27 protein-coding genes are annotated in these 26800 nt (G+C 46.7%); 8 read left to right on the plus strand and 19 right to left on the minus strand.

The annotated features are described in order from the left end of the window. Positions 1-19: 19 nt before the first annotated feature. Complete coding sequence (locus JNN12_03420; GenBank protein ID MBL7977364.1) at positions 20-478, plus strand: hypothetical protein; 459 nt, start codon at positions 20-22, stop codon at positions 476-478. Positions 479-491: 13 nt separating this feature from the next. Further along, entirely contained in the window at positions 492-2210 is a 1719-nt protein-coding gene (locus JNN12_03425; protein ID MBL7977365.1) for a caspase family protein, read from the plus strand. A gap of 103 nt (positions 2211-2313) precedes the next feature. On the opposite strand, the gene JNN12_03430 is transcribed toward JNN12_03425, so the two are convergent. Further along, on the minus strand, positions 2314-4041 hold the full coding sequence (locus JNN12_03430; protein ID MBL7977366.1) for an amidase: 1728 nt from the start codon (positions 4039-4041) through the stop codon (positions 2314-2316). Positions 4042-4227: 186 nt separating this feature from the next. Here JNN12_03430 and JNN12_03435 point away from each other — a divergent pair, with 186 nt between their 5' ends. Then, a complete protein-coding gene (locus JNN12_03435; protein MBL7977367.1) occupies positions 4228-5277 on the plus strand; it encodes a Cj0069 family protein in 1050 nt (349 codons plus the stop codon). Between the two features lie 330 nt (positions 5278-5607). On the opposite strand, the gene JNN12_03440 is transcribed toward JNN12_03435, so the two are convergent. After that, the gene (locus JNN12_03440; protein ID MBL7977368.1) at positions 5608-6441 is read right to left on the minus strand and encodes a 2,3,4,5-tetrahydropyridine-2,6-dicarboxylate N-succinyltransferase; all 834 of its coding nucleotides are present in this window, start codon (positions 6439-6441) and stop codon (positions 5608-5610) included. Between the two features lie 222 nt (positions 6442-6663). Here JNN12_03440 and JNN12_03445 point away from each other — a divergent pair, with 222 nt between their 5' ends. Both JNN12_03445 and JNN12_03450 read left to right on the plus strand, forming a co-directional pair. Continuing rightward, positions 6664-7935: an aminotransferase class III-fold pyridoxal phosphate-dependent enzyme gene (locus tag JNN12_03445; GenBank protein MBL7977369.1), complete on the plus strand. Its 1272-nt coding sequence runs from the start codon at positions 6664-6666 to the stop codon at positions 7933-7935. 348 nt (positions 7936-8283) lie between these two features. Beyond that, on the plus strand, positions 8284-10614 hold the full coding sequence (locus tag JNN12_03450; protein ID MBL7977370.1) for a carbohydrate binding family 9 domain-containing protein: 2331 nt from the start codon (positions 8284-8286) through the stop codon (positions 10612-10614). Between the two features lie 177 nt (positions 10615-10791). Here JNN12_03450 and JNN12_03455 read toward each other — a convergent pair whose 3' ends face one another. Then, the gene (locus JNN12_03455; protein ID MBL7977371.1) at positions 10792-12213 is read right to left on the minus strand and encodes a BamA/TamA family outer membrane protein; all 1422 of its coding nucleotides are present in this window, start codon (positions 12211-12213) and stop codon (positions 10792-10794) included. A gap of 150 nt (positions 12214-12363) precedes the next feature. On the opposite strand from JNN12_03455, the gene JNN12_03460 reads away from it, so the two are divergent. Genes JNN12_03460 through JNN12_03470 form a run of 3 tightly spaced genes read left to right on the plus strand, consistent with a single transcriptional unit; the run spans position 12364 to position 14417 of the window. Beyond that, positions 12364-12729, plus strand: coding sequence for a hypothetical protein (locus tag JNN12_03460; protein MBL7977372.1), 366 nt, complete (start codon positions 12364-12366; stop codon positions 12727-12729). Then, positions 12726-13871: an A/G-specific adenine glycosylase gene (gene mutY, locus JNN12_03465; GenBank protein ID MBL7977373.1), complete on the plus strand. Its 1146-nt coding sequence runs from the start codon at positions 12726-12728 to the stop codon at positions 13869-13871. Before JNN12_03460 ends, mutY begins: the two co-directional genes overlap by 4 nt. A 12-nt stretch (positions 13872-13883) precedes the next feature. Next, entirely contained in the window at positions 13884-14417 is a 534-nt protein-coding gene (locus JNN12_03470) for a hypothetical protein (GenBank protein MBL7977374.1), read from the plus strand. 86 nt (positions 14418-14503) lie between these two features. Here JNN12_03470 and JNN12_03475 read toward each other — a convergent pair whose 3' ends face one another. The 16 genes from JNN12_03475 to JNN12_03550 all read right to left on the minus strand — a co-directional run bounded on the left by JNN12_03475 (position 14504) and on the right by JNN12_03550 (position 26800). Then, entirely contained in the window at positions 14504-14947 is a 444-nt protein-coding gene (locus tag JNN12_03475; protein ID MBL7977375.1) for a hypothetical protein, read from the minus strand. A 35-nt stretch (positions 14948-14982) separates the two neighbouring features. Next, the gene (locus JNN12_03480; protein MBL7977376.1) at positions 14983-15531 is read right to left on the minus strand and encodes a DUF4199 family protein; all 549 of its coding nucleotides are present in this window, start codon (positions 15529-15531) and stop codon (positions 14983-14985) included. Continuing rightward, positions 15528-16040 (minus strand): DUF2085 domain-containing protein, encoded by a 513-nt coding sequence (locus JNN12_03485; GenBank protein MBL7977377.1) that lies wholly within the window; start codon positions 16038-16040, stop codon positions 15528-15530. Before JNN12_03485 ends, JNN12_03480 begins: the two co-directional genes overlap by 4 nt. Before the next feature lie 89 nt (positions 16041-16129). Further along, a complete protein-coding gene (locus JNN12_03490; protein ID MBL7977378.1) occupies positions 16130-16312 on the minus strand; it encodes a hypothetical protein in 183 nt (60 codons plus the stop codon). A gap of 7 nt (positions 16313-16319) precedes the next feature. Further along, positions 16320-16886, minus strand: a complete 567-nt coding sequence (locus tag JNN12_03495) for a DUF937 domain-containing protein (protein ID MBL7977379.1) — start codon at positions 16884-16886, stop codon at positions 16320-16322. Positions 16887-17031: 145 nt separating this feature from the next. Further along, positions 17032-17379 carry a rhodanese-like domain-containing protein gene (locus tag JNN12_03500; protein ID MBL7977380.1) on the minus strand — a complete coding sequence of 116 codons (348 nt, stop codon included), beginning with the start codon at positions 17377-17379 and terminating at the stop codon, positions 17032-17034. 110 nt (positions 17380-17489) lie between these two features. Then, the gene (locus JNN12_03505) at positions 17490-18509 is read right to left on the minus strand and encodes a hypothetical protein (GenBank protein ID MBL7977381.1); all 1020 of its coding nucleotides are present in this window, start codon (positions 18507-18509) and stop codon (positions 17490-17492) included. Positions 18510-18529: 20 nt separating this feature from the next. Continuing rightward, complete coding sequence (locus tag JNN12_03510) at positions 18530-18898, minus strand: response regulator (GenBank protein ID MBL7977382.1); 369 nt, start codon at positions 18896-18898, stop codon at positions 18530-18532. Positions 18899-18931: 33 nt separating this feature from the next. Further along, positions 18932-21703 (minus strand): histidine kinase, encoded by a 2772-nt coding sequence (locus tag JNN12_03515; protein ID MBL7977383.1) that lies wholly within the window; start codon positions 21701-21703, stop codon positions 18932-18934. Between the two features lie 5 nt (positions 21704-21708). Further along, positions 21709-21909 (minus strand): hypothetical protein, encoded by a 201-nt coding sequence (locus JNN12_03520; GenBank protein ID MBL7977384.1) that lies wholly within the window; start codon positions 21907-21909, stop codon positions 21709-21711. 87 nt (positions 21910-21996) lie between these two features. Then, on the minus strand, positions 21997-23799 hold the full coding sequence (gene ptsP, locus JNN12_03525) for a phosphoenolpyruvate--protein phosphotransferase (GenBank protein MBL7977385.1): 1803 nt from the start codon (positions 23797-23799) through the stop codon (positions 21997-21999). After that, positions 23786-24097, minus strand: a complete 312-nt coding sequence (locus tag JNN12_03530) for an HPr family phosphocarrier protein (protein ID MBL7977386.1) — start codon at positions 24095-24097, stop codon at positions 23786-23788. The genes ptsP and JNN12_03530 overlap by 14 nt, the downstream gene beginning before the upstream one ends. Beyond that, positions 24094-25065 (minus strand): polyprenyl synthetase family protein, encoded by a 972-nt coding sequence (locus JNN12_03535; protein MBL7977387.1) that lies wholly within the window; start codon positions 25063-25065, stop codon positions 24094-24096. Before JNN12_03535 ends, JNN12_03530 begins: the two co-directional genes overlap by 4 nt. A gap of 57 nt (positions 25066-25122) precedes the next feature. Next, on the minus strand, positions 25123-25749 hold the full coding sequence (locus tag JNN12_03540; protein MBL7977388.1) for an adenylate kinase: 627 nt from the start codon (positions 25747-25749) through the stop codon (positions 25123-25125). A gap of 84 nt (positions 25750-25833) precedes the next feature. After that, positions 25834-26292: a hypothetical protein gene (locus JNN12_03545; protein MBL7977389.1), complete on the minus strand. Its 459-nt coding sequence runs from the start codon at positions 26290-26292 to the stop codon at positions 25834-25836. Beyond that, positions 26264-26800 carry a hypothetical protein gene (locus JNN12_03550; protein ID MBL7977390.1) on the minus strand — a complete coding sequence of 179 codons (537 nt, stop codon included), beginning with the start codon at positions 26798-26800 and terminating at the stop codon, positions 26264-26266. Before JNN12_03550 ends, JNN12_03545 begins: the two co-directional genes overlap by 29 nt.

Raw genomic sequence — 26800 nt, forward strand, 5'->3', positions numbered from 1 at the left:
TTTTCCGGTTGATTTCAGGATGCGTTTGTTTTGGTTGCTGATGATTTGGTTTGCAGGCACGTTTTTCACCGTCGCTCAACCACGTAAAGTGGCGAATGTTGCATTTCAGCGAAATGGAGATCAAATCTTGCTCTCCTACGACCTCATCGGGAAACCGAAAGGACGCTATTCCGTTCAACCCTATATTTCTTTGGATGGGGGCCAGTCTCGGTTACGTCTGTCAACAATCCATGGAGATGTAGGGCCAAAAATACCCAGCGGACTACAAAAAAGGATCGTGTGGGAGGTATTCAAAGATTTTCCGGAAGGCATTCAGAGCGACCAAGTGGTTTTTTTTATTGAAGCCACCGAACCAAGGTCGAAGTGGATGTATGGCGCTGGAATAACAGTAATTACATTCGGCATTTCTTGGTTTATTTGGCGGCAAATAACCGCGTTGCCCAATCCACCTCCCAAGCCGTCATCCGCTTCCCATTGAAAACAAGGCACATATGAATTATCTAAAAATGTTCGTGATTGGATTAGGGCTTTTGTGCATGGCTGGCCAATCGACGTATTCACAAAAGCGATTTAGTGGTCAGTCCATTCTTTCGACCATTCGTATGGCGCCCGATAAAACGCCGCCCGTGGTCTATTTCGTTAGCCCCAAGCTCAATCTCCGAGAGGCCGTTCAGGTGTTCCGTCCGGTGATGCGTATCCAAGGTTATATACAAGACGAAAATCCTGTTACATCGCTCAAAATTAATGGAGAAACCCTTGCACTGAACAATGATGGTACTTTCTCGGTCCAGATCCGACTAAGCACTGGTGAAAATCTTCTTTCAATAGAAGCCGCCGATGCAAAAGGGAACACGTTACGCGAGGCGTACCCCTTGGTTCTACTCACCGACACACAGGCCCCATTAGTAGAATTGGCCCCAAGGCTCCACCCCGATAAACCCTTTCGTACACACGCGACTCAGTTTACCCTAACAGGAACCATTCGCGACGAGAACGAACTCCAACACCTAAAGGTGAATGGACGGTCTGTTGTACTACAACAAGATGGATTTCAAACCACATTTCCCCTTCAAAAAGGGAAAAATATTGTACAAGTGGAGGCCGAAGATGTATTCGGAAACCGCCACGAAGCCCATTACGAAGTTTTTGCGGAAGAAGCTGGTACCGATATTTCGGCACCACAAATCACGCTAATTGAACCTGAACTAGAAATGATTCGCGGCATGAGCGGCAGGGTTATCGTCCGAAAAGACTCTTTGACTATTAAAGGAATTGCAACCGACGACCAACAAGTGACGACGGTTTTAATTAATGGAAAACCTATCGCGTTGCAAACCAATGGCTATTTTAAAACCCAAATTGCTTTGCAAGAAGGCGAAAACAGTGTCGTAATTTATGCACAAGACCGCGACGGAAACTTAGCCCATCAATCCTTTTTAGCCAATCGTTCTCCCAAGGTACTTGGGCGCACCGGACGTGACTACGCGCTTTTAATTGCCACCGATCGCTACGATGAATGGAAGCCGTTGAACAATCCGGGAAAAGATGCCACCGTACTGGAACACCTTCTCCGTGAAAGATATGGATTTGAAACGGAAGTCTTAAAAAATCCAACAAAGGAGGCCTTTTTACTCAAGGTACGAGAATACATACAACGCCCTTTTGCCGAGGATGACCAACTTTTTCTTTTTGTTGCCGGTCATGGCAGTTTCGACGAGGTGGAACAAAGTGGTTATATCGTCACCAAAGACTCGCGGCTAACAGACGTGGTTCGTAATAGCTATATCCCCCAAAGCTATCTGCGCGAAGTCGTAGAAAAAATTCCGGTCAACCACGTTTTTTTGGTGATGGACGTCTGCTTTGGCGGCACATTTGACCCTAATGTTGCACTATCAACCGACCGTGGGGATGCGCCTTCTGCCCACGCAGAACGGGCTGCCTTTATACAACGCGAACTGCAATTCAAAACCCGGCAATTCCTCACCGCTGGAGGAAAAGAATATGTTTCGGATGGCGCGCCAAACGGACATTCGCCGTTTACCGGAAAATTAATCGAAACCCTACAAAATCACAGCCAAACGGGTGACATTGTAACCATTCCCAAACTCTATGGCTACCTAGAGACCCTCCAACCCAAACCCATACTCGGAACCTTTGGCAGCAACCAAATTCGGAGTAATTTCCTCTTTATTCCGAAATCAGGCCAATAAACGTTAACAGATGACCGTGCAATGAGCCTATATCGGCGCGTGCTGTACCCTTTTGGGACACAGCGCATTCAATGCACCCATTTCCTCCATTGTTTTCTATTTTTCACCTACCAATGGGCGGACGTCGCTTATGCCAGTCTGTAACGGTTTGAAAAGCATGGGCGACTGCCAATGCCTGATCATCTTTATACAAACCTGAAATAAATGAAATACTTCCGGCTTCTCGTGCGGGTGCATTAGGCTCATCTTTGAGAAGATCAAAGCGGTTGGGCACACACACCGCAGGATGTCCGGTCAGGTTGGTAATTTGAAGGATTTCGCGGCCAAACGAAGGGCTTACCAAGACATCAATTTCCTGAAATAAGTCATCCATAGCCAGCATCAGTTGGGTACGAATCCGGTTTGCCTGCACATAGGCCACCGCAGGTCGTAAATGACCTACCCGAAAAACATGTGGCCATGCATCTTTGCTTTGGCGTACCATCTTATCCACCGCATGAGACCGGGTAAGACCCTCAAAAGCAGCAGCCGACTCAACATCTATCACCATAGTCAGGACGCCGGGCAAAAAGCCTTTTGGAACAGCAGTAGGAATAAGCGTAAATCCTAAAGACTTTAATACTTCCAGCGATTCCTGATCTGCTTTTTTATTAGGGTAATCGGCTTCAAAGGCTTCGTTGAAATATCCGATTTTCAACGTTTTCGGATTAAGCGGCCACAAAAAAGGGGCATCGCGGGATACAACATCCCGTTTATCGCGCCCGTGTAATACCGAAAAGACCAAGGCACAGTCCTCAGCAGAGCGACACATCGGGCCTATTTTGTCCATACTCCACGTTAGGGCCATGGCCCCATACCGGCTGATCCGCCCAAAAGTAGGCCGAAAACCCGTTACCCCACTCCGTGTACTGGGCGAAATGATGGAGCCAAGCGTTTCTGTCCCAATCCCAAATCCCACCAGACCCGCTGGAACCGTGGCGCCCACCCCAGCAGAAGAGCCTGATGCGCCCAATGCCGTATTCCAAGGGCTTTTGGTTTTGCCCCCAAACCATACATCCCCCCACGCTAATTCACCCATACTGAGTTTGGCAAGAAGTACGGCACCTGCTGTATCCAGTTTCTCGACCACCGCCGCATCATAATCCAAGACCTGATCTTTGAATGGTACCGATCCCCAGGTCGTTTTATACCCTTTGGTTGCCAGCAAATCCTTGGCGCCCCACGGAATACCCTGCAACAAACTCCGATACTTTTTAGCTGCAAAATCGGTATCCGCTCTTTGGGCAGCCTTCATTGCCCGCTCCTCGGTATAAGAAACCACAGCCAATAACTGAGGATCAAATTGCTTCAGGCGGCGCAGGTAAAGTTCGGTCAGTTCAACCGATGTCACCTCTCGACGGCGCAACAACCCGCTCAACTCCCGAATGCTCATAAAAGCCAAATCGGTTTCTTCGGTCGGTTTTTTTACGGCTTGGGGCAATACCGTTATACGTGTGGTATTTCGCGCGTCCAATGGCAAACGTCCCCGAACATCTGGCTGAAAAACCAATGCTGGCGACACCTCATTGCCCAATGGAAAAGCCTGCATTTCTTGGTACTCGGCACGGGCTTCGTTCAGATCTTGTACCATCATCTCGCGTTGCTCCGGTGTAAAAGTAAGCCCGGAAAGTTTCTCGGCCTGTTCTATGACGGCGGTGGTAATAGGCGTATCGTCTAACTTGGTATTCCCATGGTGAAGGGCATATAATACACCCGGAAACATTGTTCCGCTCAAACCAATTGCCGAAAAATATCCCATAAACCGCCGACGGGTAATAGAAGGATCGTGCATATAGCGCTGGATAAAAGGATTTAAGAATCCAATCAAACTAAGGTGTGCTTATCTGAATTGCAAGAATCAGTCTTCACAAAAACACTACCATTCCACCACATGAATCATTTGGAGATTGGGCTTGTGTGGAATAGTTTGTACTTGTGCCCTTGCCCTATATCGCACACCTTATCAAAAAGTAATATCATGAAAAAACGCATTGTAATATTTGAAGCGGAAGGCGGCTCGGATAAATGGCTGGATGGACACCGCAAAGACACCATGCCCATCGTTAATGCGCTAAAATCCAAAGGATGGGATGCCGAGGTGCTCTTTTTTCGGGACGAATGGGAAGAGGCTATCTATGGCTATGTAAAAGATTCTTTTGACGCTTATCTCAGCCGAATCAATCCCGGTAATTTGCCCAACGGAGAAAAAATATATTTTGATACCCTACGCAAATTATCTACTGATGGTCTCATCGGGATGCCACATCCGGATGCCATGCTCAACTTCGGCGCAAAAGATGCCTTGGTGAAATTGGCCTCGACCGACTTGGTTCCGGACGACACCCATGCTTATTACGACATTCCACATTTCAAAAAAACCTTCCCGGTAAGCCTTTCTTATGGCGAACGGGTACTTAAACAAAACCGAGGCTCAACCGGGGAAGGCATCTGGCGGGTTCAGGTAGCCGAAGAACATGCGTTCCAACCAGGTGACACCCTGCCCCTAAACACCAAGCTCAAATGTACCGAAGCCGTTGACAACCACGTAGAATATCATACCTTGGAAGCATTTATGACATTCTGCGAAAAGTACATAGTTGGTGAAAATGGGATGCTTGTGGATATGCGCTTTATGCCACGCATTAAAGAAGGTGAAATCCGAATTTTACTCGTTGGTGATACCCCGATTTTCGTCGTACATAAGAAACCGGCTGAAGGGGGCGACGCCTTTTCTGCAACCTTATTCTCTGGCGCAAAATACACCTACGACAATCCTGAAAAATGGTCTGATTTGGTTGCGCTCTTCTTAAAGTATTTACCGGTTATCTCGGAAAAATTGGGTGGCTTCGACATCCCACTTATCTGGACTGCCGATTTTATGCTGGATTGGGATGAAAACAAACAAGACAAATATGTTCTCGGCGAGATTAATTGCTCTTGTGTGGGCTTTACCAGTCATTTAGACCAAGGCATTCAGGAAAAAGTAGCCGACGAAGTAGTGAAGCGTGTAGAACATCGCTTTGCCTAAACCGAAAACCAACTTCTCTGTTGCCCGCTCATCCTTATTGATGGGCGGTTTTTTTATAAACTGACGAATATGGATATGAAGGACCTGGGTTTGCTTACCACAGGACACAACTTTTAAAATAACAGAGAGGCACAATGAAATAGGCTATAGATAGCCAGATTAATCACTTCGTCTGGATAAGAATTATTGTTAGGTTATTCGGTTGCAGCCGCTTCCTTGCCCAATCCATTGCCCACAGCATGCTGCCCCTTAAGGCATAACCTACCCTTAACCAGCAGACCAACAGCCTATCTGATGATCCGCTGGCTGTAAAACATGGGCCACGGAGCCTTAACGAAGCGCTTCTTCAAGGGCAAGGGCTGCATCCGTTTTATCATCGCGGTATTTGACCACAATGGGAGTCGAAACCGATAATCCATGAGACACCCCAAATTCGGAGGAAATGCTACGCGCACCGGGTACCACTACTGCACCAGCCGGAATTTCAAGCACGCCAGACTCGTTCCGCGTAATGACCCGTTCATTCACCAAATCATATACCCGACTGGAACCCGTTAGGATAACCCCTGACGCCAAGACAGCCCGCTCTCGTATCAGACACCCTTCATATACCCCACAGTTTCCTCCAATAAATACATGGTCTTCCACAATCACTGGTAGCGCTCCTGCAGGTTCTAAGACTCCTCCAATTTGCGCGGCTGCCGAGAGGTGTACTTTCTTGCCAATCTGTGCAGCAGATCCTACCAAGGCGTGAGAATCCACCATCGTGCCTTCATCTACATATGCCCCCACATTGATATAACTCGGTGGCATACACACAACGCCGGGTGCAACATAGGCCCCAGTGCGGATGGTGGTTCCACCAGGTACAATACGTACTTGTTGGCCTAAGGTGAATGCTTGAACCGGATAGGTGGCTTTGTCGAAGAACGGAAAACCCGGTACCGATACGTCTTCCATTTCTCCAAGGGGGAAACCTGCCAAAATACCTTGTTTAACCCATGTATTTACGTGCCAATTTCCTGCCCTATCCCGTTCGGCGGCGCGAATGGTACCAGTTTCTAAAGCCGTCCGAAAGATTCTAAAATCAGCAAGACGCTCTGCTTTGGGTCGGTTCACGTCCCGTATTTGTACTACAAGTGCCTGATAATCTAATGCTGTCATGTCTAAGTGTATTTTAAGTGATCTGAAGGATAAACATTCATGATACGGAGGCACAAAGCTTGTACTAAACAGATTATGGTGAAAAACGACCCACAACACCCCCATAAAAAACGCAATATTTTTAGGGTCAATCAAAGCCGCCCGTTTACATGATTCCCCAAATTTTGTACTTTGACTGCAAATTTATCAGAAACTCTCTCACATTATTATCCGATTTACAATATGAGTCAGCATTCACCCGTGCAAACACACCTCTCGCCCGTCACTACAAAAATCTCGCAATTGGTAGTTACCCACGGTTCCGGATCGTGGGTTTATACCGAAAACGGGGACAAATACTTAGACTTCACTTCAGGCATTGGCGTAACCAATACCGGGCATAGCCATCCAAAAGTAGTAGCCGCCATTCAAGAACAAGCAGCTAAGATGTTACATGGACAAGTGAACGTCTTCTATACCCGTGTATTGATTGATCTGGCAGAGGAATTGCGGACCATTGTACCAGCACACATAAACTCGTTTTTCTTTGCCAACTCCGGCGCCGAAGCCACCGAAGCAGCCGTCAAATTGGCCAAGCAGGTGACCAAGCGGCCCAATATCATTGTTTTTCAAGGTAGCTTTCATGGACGCACCCACCTGACAATGGGCATGACAACCTCTAAGACCATCTATCGGATTGGATACCAGCCACTACCAGCAGGTATTTTTGTTGCACCTTTTCCTCATGCGCTTCGGTATGGCTGGGACGAAGAAACCACCATCCAATATTGTATTAAAGAATTAAAGCATTTATTGAAGAGCCAAACAGCTCCTGAGGAAACCGCTGCCATCATTTTGGAACCAGAGCAAGGTGAAGGAGGCTATGTGCCTACTCCTCCGGCTTTTATGAAGGCCCTGCGCGAAATTTGCGATGAACACGGCATTCTATTGGTAATGGACGAGGTACAAACGGGCTTTGGGCGTACCGGAAAATGGTTTGCTCAAGACCACTATAATGTAAAGCCTGATGTCATGATTATGGCCAAAGGCATTGCAAGTGGGGTTCCCATGTCGTGTATTGCAGCTTCTTCCGAGATGATGGCCAAATGGATTCCCGGAAGTCACGGCGGAACCTATGGTGGAAATCCACTGGCTGCTGCATCGGCCATTGCAACTATCCGGGCGATGCGCGACGAAAACATGATCGAAAATGCCGCCGAAAGAGGCGCACAACTTACCGCAGGGCTAAAGGCTCTTCAGGCCACCTTTCCGCGCATTGCCGAAGTACGTGGATTTGGACTGATGGTGGGTATGGAGTTTAGAGACGAAAACGGTACACCAGATGCCGCAACCGTTACCGCACTCCAAAAAGGCTGTTTGGAAAAGAAATTGCTCTTGCTTTCTTGTGGCACTTATGGGAATGTCATTCGGTTTATCCCGCCCCTTATAGTTACAGAAGAAGAAATTAAAAACGGTTTAGAGATTATTTATGACGTCTTATCGCAAATATCTTAATCAAATTATTCATTTATTCACCAAAAGAATTATTAAAGTAGCCAAAAGTTCTATTCGATAAACCAACAAACATTGTAATCTTACATGACATCTCTTTTTAGTCTTCAATGCTTATCTCAGGCATAATGGTGGGACGCGGATGGGTTTTGCGGAAGGCCCATCCGCTCTTTTTTTCACACCCATTCATAACAAAGCAGCATGGTCTGAAAAAATATTTACACATTCGTAACCTTTCCCCACTTCAATCCGTTTTGATTCCGAAACCTTTAAACCCCTATTGCAACCCTTTCCATTAGAGCGCCCACCCTCGGTCTGACTGGAATACAACCTCACTTAGGAGTAATTTCCATGTACCCCAATCCTCTCTGGGCCACCCGTTTCCGGGTCGCGCCGCTGTCTTTTGTATTGCTTTTATTGCCGGCTTTGCTGTTCGCAACCCCTCGAATCCAGCAAAAATCAACCGATCCCAACAAGGCGCTCAACTTAAAATCCACGCCCTCTCCCATAAAAGTAGATGGTGAACTAAAGGCTGATGAATGGGCAACTGGTGCTTTGGTCAAAGATTTTACAGAATTCCAACCCAACGAAGGCTCTGCACCAGGCATTAAAGCAGAAGCATGGATTACATACGACGCAATGTATCTTTATGTTGGTTATCGGGTCACAGACGAGCCTTCTGCGTTAAGGTCCACGAATGGAAAACGGGACGAGGTTTGGTCGGATGACTGGGTCGCTATTGCTTTAGATACTTATCGGAACAATAGCTATTTTTTACTCTTAGGCGCAAATCCATTAGGGATTCAGGTAGATTCAAGAGGAAATGGCAACAATGACGATAGTAGCTACAACCTGATTTATACTTCGGCAGGCCGCAAAACAGAAACGGGGTACGAAGTAGAGATGGCCATTCCATTTTCCAGCCTAAGTTTCCCGAACAAAGAAGTACAGTCTTGGGGAGTAAACTTTCTGGTTAATCACCCACGAGCCAGCCGTCACATGTACGCATGGCCAGCACTTACACAAAACAATGCTTGTACCATGTGTCAATTTGGTACACTCGAAAACATCAAAGGTGTCAAGAGCGGGTCTATGCACTACCAAATATTGCCTGCACTCGTTGGCTCAAATGAAGCCAGTCGCGAAGACAGCACCAACCCCGGCTCGCCTTTTACCAAAGAAAAACTTGGTTTGAAGAACATGGAACCTTCTTTGAACCTGAAATTAGATTTCAATTCAAACACCTCTGCCGAGATGTCGTTTAATCCAGACTTCAGCCAGATTGAGTCCGATGCCGACCAAATCAGTGTTAATTCTACACTTGCTTTGTTTTACCCCGAACGCCGACCTTTCTTCCAAGAAGGTGCAGACCTCTTTGATCAGGAAAGTGGGTTTAATTTTGGCGAACCTTTCCAGACCGTTTATACACGCTCGATGAATGCTCCTTTGGTTGCAGCCAAGTTCATTTCGCGGCAAGGCCAAAGTAGTTTTGGATACATTGGAGCGATGGATGAGCATTCACCGATTATCATCCCCTTATCAGAATCCAGTGAGGTTTTGGAAAACGGAAGAAGCATAAGCAATATTCTCCGGTTTAAACAAGCCATGAAAGGTGGAAATTATATAGCAGCGTTGTTAACTGACCGTCGGATGCCTGAAGGCGGTAGTGGCTCTGTGGTGGCATTAGATGGGAAAATCAATTTTTCCCCAAAATATTATTTTACCTACCAACTAAATGGCAGCAGAACCGAAGAACTGAATAACCCTACCCTGAACAACGAATATGGGCTTTCTGGCACCTTCGACCAAGGCCGTCACACGGTTGCCCTTGATGGAGAAACGTTTACAGGGCATTCGGGCAAAATTGGCTTTATTCGTCAATCGCGGGAGTGGAATTTTTATTTTGGCTACGATGCCGTTAGTCCTACATTCCGCGCAGACAATGGATTTGTAAGCCAAAACAACTTCCGGCAAGCCAATATCTGGCAGGGATATTCATTCTACTTCAAAGATCGGTTTGTCACCCAAGTTCGCCCAGCAGCATACACAGGACGGATCTGGTCTTTTGACAACAAAGTGCGAGACACCTTTTTGGGCTTTAACATGAATATTCAAATGAAAGGCCAGTCATATGTGGGATTTAATACCAATGTTATCAGCGAAGAAGTGTTTCATGGGGTTCAGTTTAAAGACTTACGCCGGATAAACATGTGGGGCGGTAGTAACTTTAGTAAAAACTTTGGTTTCGATATTGGATTTAATTATGGTAACAGCATCCGCAGAACCGATACGCCAGAGCCAGGACGACAGTTTAGCGGATGGGGTGGCTTTTATTTACGACCCTTCAGCGGCTTTGAAATCAGTCCCAATATTTCATACGCCATGATGAAGCACCGTACTACTGGCGAAGAATTTTATCGTGGTTTTGTGAGTCGTACAACCCTAACTTATCAAGCAAGCCGTGCATTTAATATCCGGTTGGTTGGCCAGGTCAATTCTTTCTCGGAAGGGTTTAGCCTACAGCCTTTGTTAACGTATCAGGTAAATCCGTTAACGGTATTTTACGTGGGAGCGAACCTCAATGGCGCTGATGCCGACAATGCCACATACCCGCAAAACCCCGGACTGTACACAACCGACCGATCTATTTTCTTTAAATTTCAGTATATGTTCCGACGGTAAGCCAACCACGCTACCGAAAAGCAAAGCCTTTCCACCAATGGAGAGGCTTTTTGCCATTTTGAAACCACCCTTTTCGACTCGAAAAAATGGAGATTTTTTGTTTTGCAATTCGAACCTTTCCCACTTATGCATCCAATGCAACTTTAGAACGAGAAAAGAGCGGTTCGATTATGATCTTTACAAACCCAGTTTCAGACCGATATGTAGCCGCCCATTTGCAGGGCCTTCCTCCGGATTGGCGGCATAAGAAACCTGCATTAAGCCCAGTGGTGTACTGTATTGTAGGCCTACACCATAACCCATCCGTACCAAACGATTGGCCGTATTTCCTACAGATTTTGGGGTTTGTAACATGCCCCCATCAAAAAAAACAAACGCATATGATGCAGCATCCAATTGATACCGATATTCTGTAAAACAACGCCCACCAGCATTTCCCTTAAACTGTTCCTCATTATAACCACGCAGGGAGGTTGCTCCACCAAACCTGAACAAATCGGCATCATCCCAAAAAGGGCTAAAGAGTGCCCTAAAGTCGCCCCCCAAGACCCATACCTGACGCCTAAAGGTGGGCACAAAGATCCGTAATACCACCGAAAGCCGCTGCTGATTGACAGACTCACGTGCTCCGTCGAGCCGTTGCACGTCTTTTTTACCTTGCTGTAACACCGAAACCACTTGAGCGCCCTTTCGTGGATTTACGCGACTGTCAGCCATCTCATAACCCACCCCGATCCCTACAAACCACGCATCGGAACGTGCCAATCCGTCTTTATTCCCTTTTACCCCCGGACGAATCGAGCGCCGATCCACCGATGCAAAAAACTCCAGACGGTTTGCCTGCACATACCCTGTCTCTAATTCAAATCCTGATTGGTTAAACGTTGAATCTCGCTGTTGTCCTGTCCATTTCCCTCGGAACCGGATAGGCAAACCCATCACAAAAGGCCATCTGGCAGCTATTTCGGCCTGATTCGACTGTCCGGGCATCCGATTGATTTGGGCTTGTAATTCTTCGCCACGCCCCATTACACTCCGAAGCAAAAGGGTTCCGTTTCCTACCACACCTGCTTTTTGCGCCTGAGACTTTGGAAGATAGCCCAACGCAAGGTCGAAACTCCCTGGTGGACGGTCTTGCGCCTTCACCACTACTTGCGCATCCAAGTTGGGATCAATTTTAACCTCAACCGATGCCACCTGTTCAAAAACGCCCATCTCTTGCAACCGAGTACGCGCAGTTTCGGGGTCAAATTGCGTCATCCATTGGGTGGATTTCAGCCCCAGCACCGCACGTATATATTCCGATTTGATGCGAGTAGGATTTGTTAAGACCAAGCCAGAGAACTTCACGGGCGGCCCTTTCTCTACTCGTATCACCAGATGCCAACCCGCCTGCTCCTGTGAATCAACCAAAGCATCTTCTATATATACACGAGTTAATAAAAAACCTTGCCCTATAAATTGATTCAAAATGCGCTCCAAATCTTCTTGAAGGGCTTTATACGTTATCTTTTGCAATGCCCGTACCGCCATTTGTTCACGTATGAACCTTTCCTCAATATCGGTAAGTCCCAGAAATTTAACTGATTTTATAACCATAGTAGATTCAATGGACCTATCCGTTTGCGCACTTAACCAAGGGATCGCACCAAACAATAGTATAAAAAGACAAGCCCAATGAAAAAACAATCCTTTTTTTAAGCCCCGTAACGCATTATTTTTAATAATTCTCATCTATTCCGTTTTGTAATGAAAAAAATATTCCGCACCAACTGCCTGATTTTTCTGTCAGGGTTATGGTTTTGTCTGCATACCACCGCCTACGCACAAAACCCCGTCCAACGGACCGAGGCCATACGCCCCGATTCTACCATACAACAACACCCTATTGGCCGTGCATTTCTCTTCGTTTTGCCGCGCCGAACACGTTCAGGGAAACCTTTTGTCCGTTACGAAATTGTACAGGCACCCGCCATGAGTTGGTTGGTAAAACGCTCCTTTTATTGGGATACCGACCGGGAAAAACCCGACTCCATACACCTGATCCGATTTCGAGCCTATACCGCTTCCAATGAAGCCTCCGAAATACTGATCTCCGTAACCCTGAAATCATGAACCATTCTGAAATACCTCATTCAGACCTTCAACTATGGCACCAAATTCAACCGTATTTTCAGGTTGACCTACTTCAGTGGTTTGATATACAGGCCCGCGATCTGCCTTGGCGAAGAACCAAAGACCCTTACAGAATCTGGTTATCCGAGATGATGCTCCAACAAACAAGGGTGGATCAGGCAATGCCATATTACCATGCCTTTCTGGAAGCGTTCCCGACGGTCTTTGATCTGGCAAAAGCACCTTTAGATGCGGTCCTTAAGCGGTGGGAGGGACTGGGATACTACGCACGCGCACGCAATCTGCATAAAGCAGCGAAACAAATCATTGCCAACCACAATGGCATTTTTCCTGAAACCGCAGAAGAAGCACTGGCCCTTCCGGGTATTGGCCCCTATTCGGCAGCGGCAATTCTCTCTATTGCCTATCAAGTACCACTGGCAGTCTTGGATGGCAATGTGATGCGGGTTTTGGCAAGGATATTGGCTTTTGAAGAAGACATTAGATTGCCACAAAACCGTAAAACCCTTTGGATTTGGGCCACAAGGCTATTGCCAACAGAATCTCCAGGACGTTTCAACGAGGCCATCATGGAATTGGGTGCAACAGTGTGTACACCCGCAAAGCCCGATTGTCGGGCCTGCCCTTTACAACCTGCCTGTAGTGCATATAGAAACAACCAACAAAGCGCGCTACCCTTTGTCTCAAAAAAACCAAAAATACCACATCATCACATTGCCATCGGATTGGTTGTTAATAACAGGGGCCAGTATCTCATCAGCCGTAGGCCAGACGATGGATTATTGGGCGGCTTATGGGAGTTCCCGGGCGGCAAACAAGAGCCTAATGAGTCTTTAGAAGAGACCTGTAAACGGGAGCTACAAGAAGAAATGGGTATCGAGGTGGGTATTACCGAAAAAGTTGCACTGGTGAAACATGCCTACACACATTTTAAGATTACACTTCATGCATTTTTATGTACTTTAGGGCGTGGAACTCCCGTTTCAGCAAACGGACAACCATTTCGATGGGTAATGGAGGACGAACTCGAACACTTCGCCTTTCCAAAAGCTAATATCAAAGTGATAGAGGCACTGCGTAACCGAAAGGCCAAATCAACCCTTTTCGACGAAACCAACTAAACGGAGGAGTCTATGGAATCTTGGGTATTTTATCTTGTTGGCTTTATTATTTGGGCCATTTTAAAGGGAATTTCGGATGATCAGAAGCAAAAGAAAAAGAAATCCTTAACTAAAATAGAAGAGGTCTTGAGCGAATTGCAGAACGCCAAGGAAGAATACGAGGCTTTGGCCAACCCCCATCAACATAAACCTACGTTGCCCACAACCAGCAACAAGAAGCCTATGGGTTATTTTTCACAAGGCAAATATTTCGATAACGAAAATACGTTTGACCAAGGGGCCGATTATGATGTTTCCGGAAAAGACTACGACCAAACAGCCAAAGATTTTGACATTGTTTTTTCCAAAAATCAGGAAGAGCAATTTGAAAACCACCTCTTTGGAGATCATCCAAAAGAAAAACCAAAAAATCCAACCCTAAAAATAGACAAACCGACCCCTACCAAGAAACCAGGCCTCTCGAACCTGTTACATAGCCCAGAGGCAGCAAAGAATGCCTTCATTTTTTCCGAAATTTTTGGAACTCCCAAAAGCCGTAAACGATAATACACGCTTGACTATGGTGTAAAATCTTTAGGTTTATAGTGAGACAGACTCAGAAGATTAGCTACATGATCCAGAAGGAGGTCTCTTTATTCATCGCCGGAACGCCGTTTCTTGGGCCATATAACAGCAAATGCAGCCCCCAGTACAATCCCAATAAGCCCATCAATCAAGACCCATTGTATCATTACCCACGCCGGATTCAAGGAGGAAAAAGAGGCACTCATTCTCAACATGACCCAAACAAACAAGTTGGACAAGACAGATGCAAGCACCATCCCCAAACCACCTATAAGTGCGCCATCTACTGCCGAAGCGGAAACCTCCTGACGTTGGTTATATAAAAAAACACCTAAACCAACACCCAATAAAGATCTTATCAGCGAACTAAAAACGGATAAAACGCCTATGTCATCTACATTTAAGTACTGTGATAGGAACAAAATGCCCCAGTTCCAGAATAAGCCAAATATCCAAGTGACGACAACCACCGTCAGAATTGCAGGAATTTTATCCGCTTTTATATACGCCATTTTTTTGCTATTAAAAACCAAAGATTCTTTGTGTATTAAGACTCCTTTTCCTTCGACCTGAATACCAAGGCAGCAGCTATTGCGCCCATAATTGCGCCAACTACGCCCATCATCACAACCCCCACTACAATTTGCACCACCGGATTGCTCAAAAAATTGAACTGCTGTGAAGACTGAATCGCTTGTTCTATCTGCTCGGCATCCATACCCTGTTTGCCCAATAGGTTACGCTGCATATCTTCGCTGATTTGTTTTATTTCTTCGTTGCTTGGAAACAACCCTGTCATCTGGAAAATGAATGAAAGGGCACTGGAGAACAAAGAACCCAACGCCAATGCCCCAGCACCGAGGGCTGCGCCTTCTCCTGCCGCCGATTGACCATTTTGTACGCGGTTATAGTGCCAGACAGCCGTAAATGCCCCTGCAAGTGGCAAAATAAGGCAATTCAACAAGCCCAATCCAGACAAGGCAAAGGGTGATAAGTCCCGCATGAACAACATAGTAGGTATGCTCATTACGATACCCAACAGCGCGGAAACAATGGCTCCATTCAAGATGGAAGGAAATTTTGATGGGGCGTTCATGTTTTCTTTTGGTTTGGTTTAGAAAATAGAAGATGCCATTTTATGCGTTTGATCTCTAAGATAAGTTGCAACATTCCTTTAGCCGCAAAATACCCACAAACGATGCCCAAAACAAAACCTGTTCCGGATCTCGTAAACCAATCATTTCCCCAGAGCGAAATTATAGGTCCCAGCCAATCCAAAAACATCAGACATGCAGCCAAACCAACCAACCAGCGTGCTTTCAGAAGCAGGAAGTGATCCCACTTTTTAAGAGGCCAATAAAATAACCCGCCAACAAATAACCCAACATATATCCCAAAACAGCGTTCACAAACCGCCATAGGGATGCCATGCATCCGAAAACATCGGTCGGGCATTTGATGACACAAATACCGATACTGAAAACGCCATACCACACCGCCTCCTTCATCAAGTACCCACGGCATCATCGGCCCCAGCATCCAAAGAAATAGGATAAGAAGTGTCACCAAATATGCCTTTAGGTATGCAACATTTGTATTTTGCATCGGGGTATAACAAAAAAAGACAATCACCTATTAAACAAAAACCCTCTCCATATTGGCTACAGAGAGGGTGTGGGTACATCTACAAAAAGTTAATCGGTTTCTAAAAGGAACCAGCGAAGCGCGAAGGGGAAAACAAATCCGAATACCCCTAATGCGCCCCAATTAAGGTCTAATTTCCCTTGTTGAGAAAATTCATAGACACCAAAAGCGAGAAAGGCTACCCCCAATCCAATAGAAACCACCGAGAAAAACCGGTAGAGCGTTGTCTTCATGAAAGGCTTACTTTTTGCCACCCATGAGCCCCCCAAGAAGCGACCCAAGACCTCCACCGCCACTGTTTCCGCCACCACCTGCAAGTTTCATGATATCTTGAAGATCGAAATCGCCATCTCCATCTTGGTCTAAGAACGGCGCAACGGCTCCTAACATGCCATCGCTCTGGGCTTTTCCACCCTGTAACAAGCCCGCAAGGCCGTTAACATCTAAGCTTTGTTGCTGTTGCTGTTTCCCGAGCATTCCAATGATCATGGGACCGATGGTCTCAAAAATACCACCTGCTACATTAGGGTCCACTCCGGTTTGTTGAGCGACGTGGTTTTGAAGCGCGGGTTGCTTATTGCCCAATACCATGCCCAAAAGGTCCATCGGGTTGCCCCCGCTGATACCATTTGCTACGGCCTGTGCACCTTGCTCAGAACCTGCTTTTTTGCCGAGCGCACTCATGATCATGGGAGCAGCAAGCCCCACTGCATTTTGTGCAACGTTTTTATCAATACCAAACTTTTCTGCAACCTGACCGGCTGCTTGGCCTGCCACATTTTGCATGATCATTTGCATGATGTCCATTGAAATCTCCAGTTAATGTATAAAGGATGGAACGAAAATCTAAGGAGGGAATATAGCGCAGAACACTAGGTTTCCCCAAAAAGTTCCCCTTTGGGTGTGCATATATTTCCAAGGTCATCATTCGCAAGAGAGCTTTGGCGAAAAATTACTTCAAGGAGGTTCCTGTTGCCTTCCAGCCCATGATCCCACCTTGTACATTATAAACTGTGGTATAACCCCAACTCTGTGCCTGCCGGGCAGCCATCGAAGAACGAGCGCCAGAGCGACACATGAACATCAATGGGGTTTCTTTATCTTGTGGGAGTTTGTCCGGGGCCAACTGACCAAGTGGGATATTAATGGCTTTAGACACTTTACCATCGGATTTCAGTTCTGCAGGTTCACGGACGTCAATTAATTTGACCCCTTCTTTAAGTTTATTAAGTGCATCTACAGGTGAGATGGTTTCTACACCGCCGCCCATGGCGCCACGAAACAAGTTAAAAATAGACATGATGTTTTTTGGTTTTGGTTAATGAATAAGCCAATATACCAAACTTAATGCCAGATGTTCCAACTTGTTATAACAAGATGTAGTTAAGAATGAACGTTTGCTCTTTTGACTCAATCAGCAAATGCACGTGGAGCATAAACCGGAAAGACGAGACGAAGCCTTACGTCTTTTTCGGGATTAAGCAGCCAAGACACATGATGCCTACGAAAAACCTCGCCAAGCGTAAGTGGATGAATCATCTCGTCGGCGGTGATTATTTGATCTTCCCACTTTTCTAATCGTTCTCCGCGTATGGCTGGGCCTACCCATAAAACATCTAAATGTACCTCTTCTCCACGGACTTCGAACATGAGGTTGAAACTCTCATTCTTGATCGAGTTACGGATTCTTCTTAACAAAAACAACAAACTTTGTAACCACGAAAAGCGGTCGCCTTCCAGCCACGCCCCCCCTTGAACACTTGCCCAACGCACCTTCAGATCTGTTTGACTGCCAATTTGATCTTGCAAGAAACGTTCCCAATCTCGGATGTGCATGACCTCTAAGGGCACTTGCGATTTTCGTTCATTGATCCAATCTTCCTGCACTTCCTCCACTTGTTTCGACAGGGTCAGGGCTTGGTCGTAGATGATCTGCCGGAATTGCTGAATCACCAATTCATCCATTTCCGGATAGGCCATCATGGTCTCGATGGCTGCACGAATCCCCGACAGATGAGACCGCACCTGTTCTATCGTGGACTGGAAAGTTGCTGATGGTACCCCTTGATTCGCATCTTCGACCACTTCTTCCAATTTAACGACGATCTGATCTTGATGAAGCCCATTTTCCACAACGGGAAGTAGGTCAATCTGTAAAAAAACAGACGAAGACAATCTTGCAACAAAATGAAACCGAGGATCCGGCGCATCCAATCGGTCTTCTAAAGCAAAAAAAGCATCTTCTAAAATCAGTGGGTCTAAGATTTCGGACAAATAACTCACCGACTCTAGGGGTGGGAGCGCTTCATCTTCTAAGATGAGATTGGCAGATTTACTGGTTGCCAAAATGCGTCCATCTCGCCTGCAAACGACCACACCAATCCGAATGTGGTCTAATAAAATCCCAAATGCACCCTCAAATTGATTCATACCAAATCATAAAATGAGGATCAGTTTGCCAGCAATTGATCAACCTGATCCATAAGAGACTGAATGGCAAAAGGCTTGGTGAGATAGGCATCGGCCCCAACAGCCTTGCCTTTTTCAACATCGGCCACCCGACCTTTTGCCGTTAATAATAGCACTTTCGTTCGGTCCAGACGCGTTTCGTGCCGGATAGACTGGCAAATTTCGTAGCCATTTTTTCCGGGTAGCATGACATCCAGAATGACCAAATCAGGTTGATGATTTTCCAGAAATATCATGGCCTCGTTCCCATCTCTAGCAATAAGGGGGGTGAAACCTTTTTGTTTGAGCAGAAATTCGAGGGTAATTACAATACTTGGTTCGTCTTCCACAATCAATATTTGATGATTCATGACGATGCAGGGTTTGGGGTTTTATGCAGGGAGCTATGTTTTTTTTCGATTAAAGACCGTGGCGAGAGGTAACGCAGCATTCGGATTTACAAAATCGTTGTTTCGGAGAGGCAGTGCGCTTTTAAGCGGCAAGGTAAAACAGAAGGTTGCCCCGTTTCCCAGTACACTCTCCACCCAAATCCGGCCTTGGTGTGCCGCAACAATACGTTGACAAATGGCCAATCCAAGCCCGCTACCTGTCGGCCTACCTTTTTGAATATGAGCGACTTGGTGAAACTTCTCAAAAATCAATTTTTGTTCCTCCTCCGATATCCCAACGCCTTCATCCCGAACACAAAACAAGACGTGTTCCTCTTCTTTGCGGACAGAAACATAGATGCTACTCCCCGAATCGTCAGAAAACTTCAAAGCGTTTGAAAGGAGGTTCACCAATACCTGTATTAACCGATCTCGGTCCGCCTGAAGCATGATAGGGAATTCCGGCGGCACAAGCAAGATGTCCACCTTTTTCTGTGATGCAAGTGCCTGAAGGCTCCTTACAGCTTCTTGTATGACAGGCATAATATCAAACTCTGAAACCAACCATTCTACACTGTCAGATTCCGTCTTTTCCATGTCCAGAACGTCATTAATCAGCCGTGTAAGTCGTTCACTCTCACGAATAATCAGTTGTAAGAACTCTTTTCGCTGTTCAACAGGCAATCCTTCGTTCATGAGCATGATTTCGGTCAAAGCCCGGATAGACGTGAGTGGTGTCCGGAGTTCATGCGTGACCGTCGAAACGAAATCATCTTTCATCTTATCTAACTCTTTCAGCCGGTCATTTGCTTTGCGTAATTCCGCAGAGGCCAACTCCAATGCACGGGATTTTTCTTCGAGTTCACGACTGTATTGGATCACTTGACGGGTTTCATCAAGCATGTGCATCAATTCCTCTATGGCCAGCGGTCCTTCTTTTACCACACTGGCCACCATAACCCGCGCAGAAGCCGATCCAATAACGGCACTAAGTTGTGTCTCAGTAAACTGTACCAACTCCGCCAACTCGCTGCTTCGGTTCGTACCCAGTGCTAATTTCACCTGCTGATGAAATCGGGTGAGCAGCTCCGTGGAACGTCTGCGGCCTAAAAAACGCTTGAGCAAGTTTTCCAAATCTTCTGCCCGTGCCTGCCCCTTCCATGCGACCCCCGGCAATGCTTGTTTTTGCTTAAAAACATCTACAAAAGCAAGTGCTTGTTTTTGTTCTTCAAACGATTGTTTGGTAAACAAAGAGACCCCCACAAAAGCCACGACGTTAAAGAGGAAGCTCCAGAAAAGTGAATGAGACAGCGAGCTGTAGTCCGTTTGTCCAAAAAGTGCATAGGGCCGCAGCCAGGTTAAGCCAAAATACCCCTCCGTGATAACAGAACGGCTTACCCATCCCGACTCTGCAAGCGAGGGAATCAGGAGCGTAAGGCCCCAAATACAGAAACCAGCCAGCACCCCCGACATTGCCCCCAGTTTGGTGGCCTGCTTCCAAAACAACCCGCCAAAAACGGCAGGTGCAAATTGGGCGATAGCGGCAAAGGAAATTAAACCTAAATTAACCAACGTATAACTGGTTGGGACCAACTTAAAATAGCCATATCCTAAAGCAATAATACCAATAATTGCAGTTCGACGGATTAACAATAAGAAACGTGGTACCACCATTCGGTCTCCTATATTTAACTTTCGGAGGCGAAGTAGGGTTGGCACGATCAAATCATTGGATACCATCGTACTTAAAGTAATTGTGGCCACAATCACCATCCCAGTAGCAGCCGAAAGGCCACCCAGAAATGTAAGAATCGAAATAAACGATTGGTCTGCGGCAATGGGTAGGGCCAGCACAAAGCCATCTGCGGCTTGTGTATTGCCAAAATAAATGCGTCCGCCAAGCGCAATAGGTAATACAAAAAGGTTAATCAACAACAAATAGAGGGGGAAGAGCCACATGGCCTTGTTAATATGGGCCTCCGAAACATTTTCCACAACCGCCATATGAAATTGTCGGGGCAAGAGCACCACCACCAAGCCCGACAAAATGGTCATCCACATCAAATCCGAATAGGCCGCTGGCTCGAAGTGAAACAGGTTTTCCAATCCAGGAATGCCTTCTGCACGAGTAAAAATGTCCGCATATCCATCAAACATGCCATAGGTCACAAAACCTCCCACCAAGAGGAAGGTCAACAGTTTTACAATAGACTCGAAGGTAATGGCCGCTACCATTCCTTCATGGCGCTCCAAAGGATTTAGGTGCCGCGTTCCGAATAAGATGGCAAATAGGGCAAGTGTAAACGCAACATAAAAGGCGGTTTGCCCTCCTGTATCGGTTGTGCCTGTAATAATTAAGAAACTATATGATATGGCTTTAAGTTGTAGTGCAATATAAGGAATTCCGCCCAGAACAGCTATTACTGTAATGATGCCCCCCAAGGTTGCACTTTTTCCATAACGAGATGCCACAAAATCTGCAATCGAGGTAATCCGATAACGTTTAGAGATGCGAATCATCTTGCGCAAAATGAGCCATGATAGCGGCATCATCAATGTAGGGCCTACAAAGATGGGTAAAAACCCGATTCCCTCGCTGGCAGCGCGTCCTACACTGCCATAGAACGTCCAAGCAGTGCAATATACCGCCAAGGAAAGGGCATACCCGTATGCATTCCCCACAATACTCCGCCCTTGCTCGGCGCGCCGATCGCCCCACCATGCAATTGCAAAGAGCAAAGCCAGGTATAGCATGGCAATTAGTAACGTGGCCCAAGCTGGCAACATAACGGTTATTCGTTTGGGTGGATGTCCGAGAAATATTCGGCCATCAAGGCCATCAACACAATGATTATAAGCCAAACCACAAAAATATACACATACAACACCGGAATACCAGCCATTTTGCCTCCATGACCAAAGAGGTTGATAATGGGGTAACTGAACAAGGTTAAGCCAAAGAAAAACAAGGCAATGAGGCGCTGAGATTTCATCGTATCTGGATTATAAGTGTAACCCGTGAAGTTACGTATTGGAGACGGGCTTGCCAAAAAAGCGCTTATCATTTCTGCACATGGTGCTTAGATTTTCATTAGAGAAGCGAGAATATCTTGATTTTGGCCAAACCATTCCGAAACCACTTTGCGAACCGATCGTGCATCTTGCTGTATCAACACCCGCTCTGCAATTTCCTTTGCTTCCTGATAGGTCAGGTTCCGAATGATGCGCTTGATCTGGGGGATAAAAACGGGGGAGACACTAAAAGCATCCAATCCCATGCCCAATAACAAGGGCGTAGCAAGTGGGTTCGCTGCGAACTCGCCACACATGCCCACAAAAATACCTTTTCGGTGGGCTGCCTGAATGGTATGGGCAATCAATTGTAATACAGCAGGGTGCATTTCATCGAAGCGATTCGCCACTAGATCATTCCCGCGATCCACGGCGAGCACATACTGGGTTAAGTCATTCGTTCCAATCGAGAAAAAGTCCACTTCCTCTGCAAAAAGATCCGCCATTAATGCCACCGAAGGGACTTCCACCATAATCCCTACCTGCATTTTACTATCGAAAGTCTTGCCTTCTGCCGCCAGTTCGATTTTGGTACGCGCAATCATTCGTTTAATCGCCCTTACTTCGCCGATGTTTGTCACCATGGGAATCATGAGTCGTGTTGGCCCATAAACCGAAGCCCGAAGAATGGCCCGGATTTGCGAACGTAGCAACGACTGACGGTCTAACAATATTCGAACACCGCGCCAGCCCAGAAATGGATTAGGCTCGTGCTTTCCCAATGGAAGCACTTTATCACCTCCCAGATCAATCAAACGAAAGGTGGCCACAAACGGGGAGGTGGCTTCCAATACTTCTTTATAAAGTGCGAGTTGTTCTTCTTCGGTGAGGGCACGGCCTTGTGCCAGATACATCATCTCGGTTCGTACCAGGCCCACACCCTCCGCCCGATATTCCATTAACTGCGGTAATTCGGCACTAAACTCAAGATTGGCCCTTAGATGCACACGATGCCCGTCTAAGGTTTCGGCGGGAAGGTGTTTAAGTTCGGATTGCTGTTCGAGTAGTTTGCTGTACTGGGCCTGTTTTAGCCGATACTCCTGCATGGTTTCGGGAGACGGATTAATGACCAAAATACCCGAAAAACCATCTACGATCACCCAATCCCCTTCTTCTACCACCCGTTCTGCCTGCCAGCCCGCCGAGATCAAGGCCGGAACCCCCAATGCCCGTGCCATAATGGAAGCATGAGAAGTCGTCCCCCCGATGTCCATCACACAGCCTAGTACTTGTCGTTTGCTGAACAATACCAAATCTGCCGCAGTCAGATTTTGCGCTACCACCACACGGTGTTGTTGGATTTTGGAGATAAGGCGTTTTTGCTGAAGGGATCGAAGCACCCGGTCTTTGACATCTTGAAATTCTTGTGCACGCTCCCGAAGGTAGGCATTTCCACTGGCTTCCATTTGGCCTATATGGCGCTCCAACGTCATCTGAACAGCATACTCGGCATTGCAAGCCTCATTAAGAATAAATGCGTTTGCCGCATTTGTGAAAACAGGATCCTCCAGAATCTGTACCTGGGCTTCAAAGATATGTGCACTCTCCGAACCAATTTTCTCTTCGGCAACCGAGGCTACTTTTTTAAGCTCATATTTTGCACGTTCCAACGCTTCATCCAACCGAATCTGTTCGGTCGGGATTTCTTCGTGACTCAATTGTTTACGCTGCAAAGAAGGTTTGGTGCGCGAGAAGAGATAGGCAGGGGCAATGGCAAAACCAGGCGATATGCCAATTCCCTGAAGTATCTGCTCGGTTTGTTTGGACGTATCAGGTTCCTCCATTGGGGTATGCGTCTTAAGTGGAGGCAAGTGGTTTGGGAGTAACTACCTTGGTCATCATAGCTTCTTCTCCAAAGCCATCTTCAAACATTGCACAGATTTCATTAGCGGCTTCGGTGGCATCCTCGCCCTCAAACATCAGGTACAAGGTAGCACCAGGCTCGGCTGCGAGGGTCATCACACCAATAATGCTCTTGCCATTGATCTCAAAACCATCTTTTTCGATAAAAAAGTCCGCCTTGAACCGTGAAGCCGCTTTAACAAGCAGCGAGGAGGGACGGGTATGAAGTCCTGCACGGTTCCGAACCGTTACTGTTCGTTTAATCATTGCTTTCGATGTTGTAGCGATTGTATCAGCGTCTGCAAGGTATCCAAAACAGGAGACGAGGGCAAGCGCAATAGGACCGATTGTGCAGCAAGAAACTGTGTTTCCGCCAATTTTGCGGCATCCGCCGTAACTTCCAACGCTTCCATAAGCGCTTCTGCCCGCGGGATTTCACTTTCCGCCATTCCTCCCGTGAGGGTGCGCTGCAAAAACGCAAGATCGGGTCCGGAAGCACGTTCCAATGCCGTAAGAAGCAGCCACGTACGTTTACCCTGCATCAAATCCCCACCTTTTTGCTTGCCAAACCCGATGGGTGCAGTTAGATCCAATAAATCATCCTGAACTTGAAATCCTATCCCAATGTGTTGTCCAAGCGCGCCCAAAGCATCACGATCCTCGTCCGAAGCCCCACCCAACAATCCACCCAATTCAAAAGCACAACGCAGAAGTGCAGCAGTTTTACCATCTATCATGTCTAAATACTCTGAAATATGCACATCCATTCGTTTCTCAAAAACCATATCCAGCATCTGGCCCTCACAAAGCCGCATGACCATTTTATGGAACTGGCGGATCATGATCCCAAGACGCGGACTACCCGTTTGTGCCAGCAAGTCATAGGACATTCCCATCATTAGGTCTCCACTCAGGATAGCCACATTTTCGTCCCACTTCCGGTGCACCGTAGGGCGCCCCCGACGTGTGTCTGCGCGGTCCATAATGTCGTCGTGCAGCAGCGTAAAATTATGAAACACCTCTACGGCCAAGGCTGCGGGCATGGCTGTTTCCAAAGAAACCCCGTAGAGTTCTGCTGCCAGCAGCACACAGACAGGGCGAATTCTCTTCCCACCAGCTTCTAAGGTGTATCGAACGGGCGCGTAAAGATCCGGCGGGTAATCTGGCAAGGTAAGCCTTTTAAGGGCTGCTTCCACTTGGCCGGAAAGGGCCTGAATGTGTTCTTGTGGGTGCATAGGGCTTCCGCTGGGCAAAGAAAAGCACCTGCTAATGGTGTGCAGGTGCTTAATTTATCAGGCCAAGACTGCTTTGATACGTTCAAAAATTTCTTCAATTTCGCCTACGCCATCCACCTCTCTTAGCCGACTTTTGCCACGAAAGTAGGCTTCGAGTGGGGCCGTATCAGCGTCATACACGGCCAAGCGTTCTCGAATGGCTTCTGGTTGATCGTCGGAACGATGCAGCAGGACCTCGGAAGGAAGATCGGCTGGAGGAGGATTATAGACCAAGTGGTAAATTTCGCCGGTTTCTTTGTTCATGCGGCGGTTGGAAAGCCGTTCGACGATAAGTTCAACATCAACCTTTAGACTGACCACCACATAGTCATCGGCATTGTGGCGGGTCAAAAAATCATCCAACCACTCGGCTTGTGGAATGGTTCTTGGAAAGCCATCTAATATAAACTGATTCAAACCTGCATGTTCAATCCCTTCCCCAGCGATGCCACAAACCACCGAATCTGGAACCAATTTCCCTGCATCCATATACGATTTGGCTTCTTTGCCAACTGGTGTACCCTCTTTGATGGCAGCACGAAACATGTCGCCCGTCGAAAGGTGGGCCAAGGCATAATGGCTCGCCAAATATTTTGCTTGCGTCCCTTTGCCTGCACCGGGCGGACCAAATAAAACAAGTCTCATAATTTTTTAACGTTAAGTATTGAAAGGAGAAAAAAACTTAACATCTAAACCGCTATTAACCAAAAAAAGAATTGATTAATGCCACTACAACTTTACGATACGCCTCGCATTAGGATCAATACTTTGAATAAAGGGTGCTACTTCGGGCACAAAAAGTGCCTCCATCAGAAGGTTGGGATGCACCCGAAGGGTCATGTTTTGGGTACCATACCATACCGATCCAAGAATACATATCACCAGCACCCAAGAAGAAAAACGAGAAGGCCACAAAAAATGAGACAATCGCAACAATTGCCATAAACCAATAATGGCAAACGGCAACAATGAAATACCTGTTAGGGTAGAAAACAAGCTAAACTCAAAGAGCAATACTAATGTGGTAGTCGTCAATAAGAACGACATCACAAAACTGGTGAACCAGAAGTACACCTGATCCGAGAACCAAACACCGCCTACCCGATCAAACAATACCAATAAGCCAAAAAGCATCAACAATAAAAAAACAATCATCGCCTTATTTTTGCTGGTCCACCATTCGTTCATCGGTATTGGGTTCTTGCGTCTTGGTCATTTGTACAATTTTGTCTGTAAGAAAAGCCAAGCGGTCTTGTAAGACATCCGAGAACAATTGCCCCCCCAATTTAATGACTTGATCCATTATGGGATGCAGCATTTTCCAGAAAGGAGCCCATACATCTCTGCCAGAGGCGTCTGCTTTATACACCACCACAGGAATGCCCTTTTTTACAGCTTTTCGAACCACTTCCCGATCATCGGTAATCCGGATATCTGAAGACAAGGGTTCGTCAACGTCTAACCACTCCATCGTTTGTGGTCTCTTTCTACAAGTAAGTAAAACACCCGCAGCAGCCCCCACCACTACAGCACCTGCCAAAAAGGCCCATTGATACCTTTTGAACCCGGAAGACAATGTTTCCCCGGTCTCCGTTAGGTCTGCTTTTGTTTCACGAACCCGGCTCGCAATGGCCTCAGACCGCTGTTTGAGTTCTGCTTCGAGTTGTTCACGATCCCGTTTTTTGATGTCGGTCAT

Source organism: Bacteroidetes Order II. bacterium (assembly GCA_016788705.1).
Lineage (GTDB): Bacteria > Bacteroidota > Rhodothermia > Rhodothermales > UBA2364 > UBA2364.